The sequence below is a fragment of the Myxococcus sp. CA039A genome (genome assembly GCF_013336645.1).
GTDB lineage: Bacteria > Myxococcota > Myxococcia > Myxococcales > Myxococcaceae > Myxococcus > Myxococcus llanfairpwllgwyngyllgogerychwyrndrobwllllantysiliogogogochensis.
This window is the reverse complement of record NZ_JABUMQ010000408.1, coordinates 1-8671: the sequence shown is the minus strand read 5'-3', so window position 1 is coordinate 8671 and position 8671 is coordinate 1. Positions and strand designations below refer to the sequence as shown.

Below are 8671 nucleotides of genomic sequence, written 5' to 3'. Positions count from 1 at the left end.
GGGAAGGGCTGCGAGGAGGTCCTCGTGAGCGACTCCGCCGCCTCACCCGCGACGGGGGAAGTACAGCTCCAGCTCCCGGCCAGTTGCTCCGGGATAGGGGTGTCGCTCATCGCCTCGCTGGAGGACACGGAGGGCGCGCTGCTGCGTCCACCTGTCTTCACGTCGAGGGGCGTGGATATCCCCTAGGGGGGATGAAGGAAGACGTCGTTGGTTGGATGTCCATGGACGGAGGTTCCCTACCTGGCGTCTCGCCTTGTGATTCGCTTTCTGGATTTGCAGGGTGGTAGCGTCTCGTGGGTCGTTCGCTGGAGGAGCGGTGCAGAAGGAGACGGTCGTCACGGTCATCTCGAAGATCTCCGACCGGCCGGTCAACCTCGACGCGGCGCTGGTGGTGATCTACGGATTGGACCTGGGTCGGAAGTTCGATTTGACGCGCGAGGAGACGCTGATCGGGCGCTCGTCGAAGTGCGACATCCAGATCGACCAGGAGTCGGTGAGCCGCAACCACGCGGCCATCGCGAATACCCGCGAGGGCGTGAAGATTCGCGACGCGGGTTCCACCAACGGCACGTTCATCAACGACGAGGTGGTGGAGGGTGATCGCGAGCTGCGCAACGGCGACCTGGTGAAGATTGGCCGCACCATCTTCAAGTACATCGCGGGCGGCAACATCGAGGCCGCCTACCACGATGAGATCTACCGGCTGACCACGATGGACGGCCTGACGCAGATCTACAACCGCCGCTACTTCGACGAGCAGCTGGACCGGGAGATCTCCCGCAGCCGCCGTTATGAGCGCGTGCTGTCGCTGGTGTTGGTGGACATCGACCACTTCAAGAAGGTGAACGACAAGTTCGGGCACCTGGCGGGAGACTCGGTGCTCAAGCAGCTGGCGTCCACGGTGCGCACGCGCATCCGGCGAGAGGATGTCTTCGCGCGCTATGGCGGCGAGGAGTTCGCCATCCTGTTGCCGGAAGTGGCGCTGGTCGGCGCGCGACAGCTCTCCGAGAAGGTCCGGCGGTTGGTGGAGAAGCAGCGCTTCGAGTTTGATCGCCAGCCCATCCCCGTCACCATCTCCCTGGGCGTGGCCGTGTTGGATCCCCGCCACCGCGAGCCTGGAGACCTGGTGCGCGCGGCGGACGAGAAGCTCTTCGAGGCGAAGACGGGTGGGCGCAACCGCGTCATCGCCTGACGCGGCGTGCGCCCCTCGGGGCGTCCGATTCAGCCGGCGAAGATGGAGCGCCGCTCCCGCAGCAGCGTGTGGATCATCGACTGGATGGCCTCGCGCGTGCGCTCGGTGAGTCGCCCCACTTCGCCCAGGTCCTCCGCGGCTTCAGGGGGCAGGCCGTCCATGGCGATGGGTTCGCCGAAGCGGATGCTCCACTTGGCGGGCAGCGGGCCCAGCGGAGTGAGGGGCACGTAGGGCAACCCGAAGAAGCTCGCGGGAATGCGTCCCAGCAGGGGGGAGGTCTCCTCCGCGCCGACGATGGCCACCGGGACGATGGGCGCTCCCGTGCGAAGGGCGAGCTTCACGAAGCCACCTCGCCCGAAACGCTTGAGCCGGTAGCGCTCCGCGAAGGGCTTGCTGAGCCCCTGGTAGCCCTCCGGGAAGACGACCAGTGGGCGCTGCTCGTCGAGCAGCCGCAGCGCGTTCTCCGGGCATGCCCGCACGGCGCCCAGGCGATTGAAGAGGGTGCCCAGCACGGGCGCGTGGAAGATCTGATCCTCCACCAGCCAGCGTGATTCGCGCAGGTCGGGGCGCTCGCGAGCCAGGGTGAGCGACATCACCAGGCCGTCATAGGGCAGGGCGCCCGAGTGGTTCGCCACCAGGATGGCCGCGCCCTTGGGGATGTGGTCCGTGCCCTGCGCGGCGACGCGCCAGTACTGGCCATAGAGGAACTCCAGCACGGGCTCCAGTCGCTGCACCAGTGACGGGTCCTTGCCGTACTCGTCCAGGTGGGCGCCTCCGCCCGTTCCCAGGCCCGCGCGGACGGCGTCCAGCATGCCGTTCATCGCGCCCCAGGCACGTCCCAGGCCCTCGCTGGCCAGCGCCTGTCCGGCGATTTCACGCGCCAGCGACAGCATGCCGGTGGCGCGCTGCGCGAGGGGACGAGGGGCGTCGGATTCCCGCGAGCCATCCGGAGCCCGCGCCGCGCGCGCCGCATCCTCCTCGGCGGTTGCGGGCACCAGGGACAAGGGGCCTCGACGGCCTGGGGGGAACTCGTCGCGCGTCGCGTCTGGCATTTCCACCTCCGGCTCCGGCGAGGAGCGGGTTGTCGAGAGGGGCGGGGAGGACAGCTCCCACACGTCATCGGCGTCGTCCGGGGTTTCGTCGAGGTCGGAGAGCTCCAGCACCGCGCCCGCCAGGTCCTCGTGCGGCTCTAGACGGGAGGTCTGCTCCGCGTCGGATTCGTTCGTGGTGTTGTTCGCGGCGCGCTCCTCGAGAGCGTCCCTGGAGTGCGTGAAGGGGGCGCGGCGATCCATCACCTCCGCGACGGCGAGTTCGGCGGCGCTCTCGGCCACCTGCGCGGCGACGGTGGCGGCGAGCTCGCGCTCGCGTTCCGGGCGGCGGGTCGAGGGGCTGTGGTCCAGGACCTCCTCGACCGCGGCTTCGGCGAGCTCGGTCGCCATCTCCGTGGCGAGGAGCCTGTCCACGGGCTCCTTGGAGCCGTCCCGCCGGTTCATTGCCACGTCCACGGCGTGCTTCGCGGTGACTTCGGCCACCTCGGCGGCCAGGGCTTCCGCGAGCGCGTGGTCCACCTCCCGCTGATGGGGTGTTCTCGCCGCGTTGGCGTCATCCAGGGCTGGAGCGCGCGCGGGCGGCGGCTCGCGCGGCGTCACCGGAGCCGCGGGTTCACGCAGGGGCTCGACCTCAGCCGAAGGCACTGCGGACGTGTCGGCGGGGCGCGTCGCGGCGACGTCCTGGCCGAGGGTGTCGTGGGACACCGAAGCCGCGGACTCGTCGCCTTGCTGCGCCCGTGCACCGCGCGATGCCGATGTAGGGGCCTGGTGGCCAGCACCCGATGCGCGCTGCGAAGCGCCCGCCCCGGAGGGCTGACGGGCTGCCGCACTCGCGCCATCCTTCGGGCCCTTGGCGCCATTCGTGCGAGAGGGTGCTTTCGCGTTGGCGTTGGATGCGTGCTTCACCTTCGCGTCGGGCGGCGTGGAGTTCGCCTTGAGCTTCGCCTCGTCGCCGACCTTCGAGCCGGCCGTGCCTCGCGACGCCGTGCCCTGTGGCTGTTTCGTTCCCACTCCGGTTCGCGAAGCGGATGCACCGCCTCCGGAATGTGCCCTGGCCTCGCCCGCGCTCCGGGCCGCCGCCGTGGTGGAGCCCTTCGCCCCTCCCGTGGACTTCGCGGGTGCGGGCTTCGCGCTGGAGGGCTTCTTCGCTCGGCCCTTGTCCAGGGTGCCATCATTCCTGGCGTGGGCCGCGCTCGAGCCCGACGACGCGCGGGTGTTCGCGGCCTTCTTCTTGTCGTCGGAGGTCCCGCGCTCGGAGGGCGAGCGCTCCTGCTTCGCATGGGGGCCGGGCTTCGCGGGCGCGCCATCGCGGGTGGCGGCTCCGCGCTGGAAGGGATCGTTCCCGAGGACACCCTTGGCCATCTCTAGCTCCTCTTGAGCGCCGCGGCGGCGTCCCTGACGTGGTGGAAGGGGATGAATCCGAGGGCGGTCTCGGCGCGCGCGCCGTCCGCCACCCACGAGTAATGGATGTAGTCGAGAAGGGCTACGGGCAACGTGTCCGCTCCCACCACATCCAGCGCGTGGAGTGCGCCACGGAACAAAGGCCCTGGGAGGGGGAGCGGGCGAGCACCCGCCTGCCGGATGAGGCCGGACAGTGGCAGCACACCCCGTCCGACGATGTTGAACTCGCCGGATACGTCCGCCCGCAGCGACAGATGAAGCGCCCGCCCCGCGTCCTCCTCGTGCAGTCCCTGCCACAGCGGGTCGAACCCGAGCAGCGTGGGGACCACGGACGTGCGTGTCAGCAGCCGCGTCACGGGATTCTCGATGGTCGGCCCCAGCACCGGCGCGAAGCGCAGCACGAGCACGCGCATCTCCGGATGCCGCTCGCGGAAGGCACGGACCTGCCCCTCCACCTCCACCTTGTCGGTGACGAAGCGGCTGTGAGGACAGCCCTGCAGCGGCGACTCCTCTCGCAGCAACGCGGGGTTGTTCCCCCGCGCCCCATAGACGGCCGTCATCGAGGGCACCACCAGCCTCGGCAGGCGCGCCCGGCCCGCCGCGGTCAGCACGTTCATCGTGCCAATGACCTCCAGCTCGTGTGCCAGGGAGCCGTTGCGGATGGGTCCGAAGAGGAACGCCAGGTGGTAGAGCGCGTCCACGGGGCGCTCGGCCAGCGCGTCGGTGAGCTCGCTTTCGGCGTCATGCCGGGTGAGGTCCACCTGGTGGAACTCCACCTTGGCCCCCTCCGGACGGGCGACGTCCAGAACGAGGATGCTCTCCACGTCGGGATCCCGCTCGAGCCGGGGCAGCAATAGCTTCCCGTACTCGCCGCTGGCTCCGGTCACCGCGACGCGCAACCGCCCCTTGCCTGGTCGTGACACGTCCATACGCGGGCTCTCCTGTTAGCCCAGCCGGTCCTGAATGTCAGCCTGCACCCATCTCGTCTCGCTGGACAACGTTCGTTCCGTGGCGGAGGGTGGATGATTGCCATGGCTCGCATCGCACGTCTCAGTGACGTCCTCATCAACAAGATCGCCGCCGGCGAGGTGGTGGAGCGCCCCGCGTCCGTCGTGAAGGAGCTGGTGGAGAACTCCCTCGACGCGGGCTCGAGCACCATCCGCGTCGACCTGGCCGGTGGGGGCGTGGACCGCATCATCATCTCGGACGACGGGCACGGCATGGGGCGGCACGACGCCACGCTGTGTCTGGAGCGTCACGCCACCAGCAAGCTGCGCGAACTGGACGACCTGTTCCACATCGACTCCATGGGGTTCCGGGGCGAGGCCGTGCCCGCCATCGCCTCCGTCTCCCGCTTCTCCCTCCACACCGCCGAGGTGGGCGCGGACGTGGGCACCCGGGTGACGCTGGAGGGTGGGGTGGACCCGCTCATCGAGGATGCCCCTCCGCGCACGGGCACCGTCATCACCGTGGAGGACCTCTTCTTCAACGTGCCCGCGCGCCGCAAGTTCCTGCGCCGGGGCGACACCGAGCTCAAGCACGCCGAAGAGGCCGTCGTCCGCCTGGCGCTCGCGAACCCGGAGGTGGGCTTCTTCGCCACCCACGAAGGCAACGAGCTCTTCTCCAGCGCGGCCTGCCCGGAGGACCCCCGCGAACGCATCGCCGCCGCGCTGGGTCCCGCGGCCCACCCGCACCTGTTCCCCGTGGAGGAGCGGCGCCTGGGTGTCAGCGTCACCGGCTACGCGGCCTCGCCCGAGTTCACCTTCCCCAACGCGCGTGGGCTCTACACATTCGTCAACCGCCGCTACGTCCGCGACAGGGGCCTCATCGGCACCATCCAGCGCGCCTACCAGGACTTCCTCGCCGCGGGCCGGCAGCCCGTCGTCGTCCTGCACATCGACGTGGACCCCATCGCGGTGGACGTCAACGTGCACCCCCAGAAGCTGGAGGTCCGCTTCTCCGATGCCCGAGGCGTCCAGGAGGCCATCAGCGCCGCGCTCAACCGGATGCTGCGCGCGGCCCCATGGCTGGGCGCGGGCGCCGACCCCAATGGCCCCGGCGGGAATCAGCCGCGCGATGCCGCGCACTACGCGCTCGCCGTGGAGCGCTTCCTCACTCGCGCGCAGGAGGCCTCCTGGGGCGCGCCGCTGCCCACCACGCTGGACGCAGCATCGGGGGGCGCTCCGTCGCACGCCCTGTCCGGAGCGCCCGGGCCCATGGTCGGGATTCCCTCGTCGCTGCCCTTCGGCGCGGTGGGGCGCCCGCCCGCGTTCGGCGAGGCCCAACCCCAGCTCAATGAGGCCCCTCCGCCGGGCTACTTCGCAGCGCTGCGACCCATGGGCCTGCTCGGAGGTCGCTTCCACCTCTGCGAAGGACCCGGCGGCACGCTGGTGGTGTTGGACCCGCACGCGGCGCTGGAGCGGACCCGGCTGACGACCTACCTGCGCGCGCTGGACGATGCGAAGGGCCCTCCCGCGCCCTCGCTGTTCGGCACCACGCTGGAGTTTCCCGTGCAGGTCGCCAAGGCGCTCGTCGAGGGGCGTGAGGCCCTGTCGCGCCTGGGCGTCGACGTGGAGCCCTTCGGCGGCACGACGGTGGCGCTGAAGACGGTGCCTCCGGGGTTGGAGGGGGCGGATGCTCGCTCGTTGCTGGAGGCCCTCGCGCGCGCGTTGCCGCCCAAGGGCGCCGCGCTGGACTCCGTCACGCTGGCCGAGGCCGTGCGGGTGATGGCGTGTCATGCCGCGCGCAAGGCGGGCTCCGTGCCGCTCACGGACGCGCAGCTTCGCGCGCTCCTGGGCGAACTGGACCGGGCCGACTTCCATCCCCCCTGCATCCACGGCACGGTGGTGGTGCTGGAGATGCCCCTGCTGGAGCTGGAGCGCCGCGCCCGCTGAAGCCGGAATCCCAGTCCCTCCGCGCCCTTGCACGGCCGGAAAATTGACCCGTGGGAGGCCGCTGCTACGGTGGGCCACACGCCTGTAGCACGGGGCGGACCGGGCACGGACGGCCGGGAAGAGCATCCCTCACGGCAACAACCACGATGGGAGCGGCCACATGCGCGGTGTCATCACCCTGCGGGACGTGGTGTCGAACCTGGGCGTGGTGCTCCGTGAGTTCGGAGCCCTGTGTGTCGTCCGCTGTCTGGTCGCCTCGCTGCGCCGCCAACGGACGACGTTCCTCGAAATCGCCGTGCGCCCCAAGCGCTCCTGACCTTCGCCCCCGAGTCCCTGCTTCGATGCTCCGTCGACTTCCGCTTCTGCTCGCCCTGTTGTTCGCCGCTCCCGCTTTCGCCCAGGACGAGGAGGACGATGGGCCCACGTCGATGGATGGCGTGGGACGCATCACCGTGCAGGGTGGCTGGCGTTCCACCTCCAACGAGACGTTCTACAAGGGCTGGTACGGCCGGACGGGCAACGGCGACCTGGCGCGCGCGCGGAAGACCGGAGGGGGGCCGTTCGGTGTGGCCTCCTTCGCCTATTCGCTGTCGGACCTCGTGGAGCTGGGCATCGACCTGTTCGGGACCGGCTCCCGGCTCTACGTCACGGAACCGGGCGTGGAAGGCCTGCCTCCCACCGAGCGGGGCATCGACACCCTGGCCTACGGCGCGATGCTGGGCCTGCGCTTCCAGAAGCTGCTCCCCGAGGTCGGCCCCTATGGGCTGGTCCCCTTCCTGGGCTTCTTGACCGGTCCCACGCTCATCAGCTCGGAGCGCGACGGAGAGGCCGTGCGGGAGAGAACGACGCAGGCCTGGGCGGGTTCGCTGGGAGCGACATGGCGCTTGTCCTCTCGCTGGGGCATCACCGGTGAGTACCGCTTCATGTTCCTGCGCGGACCCGTGGGCCCCGAGGACGCGAAGATTGGCTCGTTCAGTCTGGGAGGGAGCTGGCTGTCGCTGGGCGTGACGTACACTTTTCCGCCCGAGCCATCACGAGGTCTCCCAGGCTCTGGTTTGTAGCTCGCAGAGCGAGCAGGCGTGGACATTGGAAGGTTGTTTGCTCCCGGAAATGTGACAAAGCCTCCGTGTTGTTCCGGTGCGGAAATTGTCGCCGTATGACCGGGAGAACTCCTTACGATGCGTGAATCGGCCGAGATCGTTACCGGGCCCAGGAAGATGTCCATGCCAGAGCAGGCGAAGACCGAGATTGATAAGGAATTGGCGGACCTCCGCCGCGAAGTCGTCGAGGCCCGCAACCTCGTCATCAAAAGTGACAACCTGCTGAAGAACCTCCACGCGGAGGTGAAGGCGGTCGGCAAGCGTCACGAGGACTTCCAGAAGCGGCAGTGGATTTCGTCCGCGGCGGCCTACGTGCTGTTCGCGGTCATCGCGGTGGGCGCGGCGGTGATGATCACCAGCGCGCGCAGCTCCAGCGCCACCAACGAGCGGGAGCGCCTGGAGAAGATGGTGGCGGACCTGACGGGCCAGCTGGAGAAGCAGCGCTCGGACACCTCCGCGCACCAGACGGCCCAGCGCGGCGCCGCCGAGGTCTACAAGATGATGACCTCGCTGCCCGGCGACGAGCGGCTCAAGGGCATCGACGCGCTGATGAAGCTGGACACCCAGCGCCTCAGCTCGCTGGAGCGCCAGGCCCTCAATGACCGCGCCACGTCGCTGCGCCGCGAGACGGGTGATGCCGCCTTCGAGCGCGGCAAGATCGCCTTCCGCAAGAACGAGATGGACCAGGTCGTCTCGGAGATGGAGCGCTTCCTGGCCATGAACCCGCCGCAGGAGCAGTCGCTGGACGCGTCCTTCTTCCTGGGCACCGCGTACAACCAGCTGCGCAAGCACGACAAGGCCGTGCCCTTGCTGGCCCGCTTCGTGGAGGGAGACCGCAACTCCAAGACGCGCGACTACGCCATGCTGCTGCTGGCCCAGTCGTACCAGGAGGTCGGGCAGATGGAGAAGGCGCTGGAGACGGCGCGTGACGCGGCTGGTGCGTACCTCAACAGCCAGTACCAGATGCAGTTCCGCAGCCGCATCGCCATGGTGAAGCGCGCCATGAACGGCAACACGGAGGCCGCGGGTCCCGCG

The 8671-nt window shown here is 69.6% G+C and carries 8 protein-coding genes; 6 read left to right on the top strand and 2 right to left on the bottom strand.

Translation table 11 applies throughout. The features are described from left to right. Together HR086_RS41610 and HR086_RS41605 are read left to right on the top strand one after the other, a co-directional pair. The coding region (locus HR086_RS41610; RefSeq protein WP_217442161.1) for a hypothetical protein at positions 1-186 on the top strand (186 nt) is incomplete at its 5' end. Positions 187-316: 130 nt separating this feature from the next. After that, the gene (locus HR086_RS41605) at positions 317-1192 is read left to right on the top strand and encodes a GGDEF domain-containing protein (RefSeq protein ID WP_141647946.1); all 876 of its coding nucleotides are present in this window, start codon (positions 317-319) and stop codon (positions 1190-1192) included. A gap of 29 nt (positions 1193-1221) precedes the next feature. Here HR086_RS41605 and HR086_RS41600 read toward each other — a convergent pair whose 3' ends face one another. Beyond that, positions 1222-3603: a lysophospholipid acyltransferase family protein gene (locus HR086_RS41600; protein WP_174468392.1), complete on the bottom strand. Its 2382-nt coding sequence runs from the start codon at positions 3601-3603 to the stop codon at positions 1222-1224. Between the two features lie 2 nt (positions 3604-3605). After that, entirely contained in the window at positions 3606-4571 is a 966-nt protein-coding gene (locus HR086_RS41595; protein ID WP_141647948.1) for an SDR family oxidoreductase, read from the bottom strand. Between the two features lie 102 nt (positions 4572-4673). On the opposite strand from HR086_RS41595, the gene mutL reads away from it, so the two are divergent. The 4 genes from mutL to HR086_RS41575 all read left to right on the top strand — a co-directional run. After that, positions 4674-6536, top strand: a complete 1863-nt coding sequence (gene mutL / locus HR086_RS41590; protein ID WP_141647949.1) for a DNA mismatch repair endonuclease MutL — start codon at positions 4674-4676, stop codon at positions 6534-6536. 160 nt (positions 6537-6696) lie between these two features. After that, on the top strand, positions 6697-6852 hold the full coding sequence (locus HR086_RS41585) for a hypothetical protein (protein WP_174456601.1): 156 nt from the start codon (positions 6697-6699) through the stop codon (positions 6850-6852). Positions 6853-6877: 25 nt separating this feature from the next. Beyond that, entirely contained in the window at positions 6878-7597 is a 720-nt protein-coding gene (locus HR086_RS41580) for an outer membrane beta-barrel protein (protein ID WP_174456600.1), read from the top strand. A gap of 117 nt (positions 7598-7714) precedes the next feature. Then, on the top strand, positions 7715-8671 hold a 957-nt coding region (locus HR086_RS41575; protein WP_174468391.1), incomplete at its 3' end, for a tol-pal system YbgF family protein.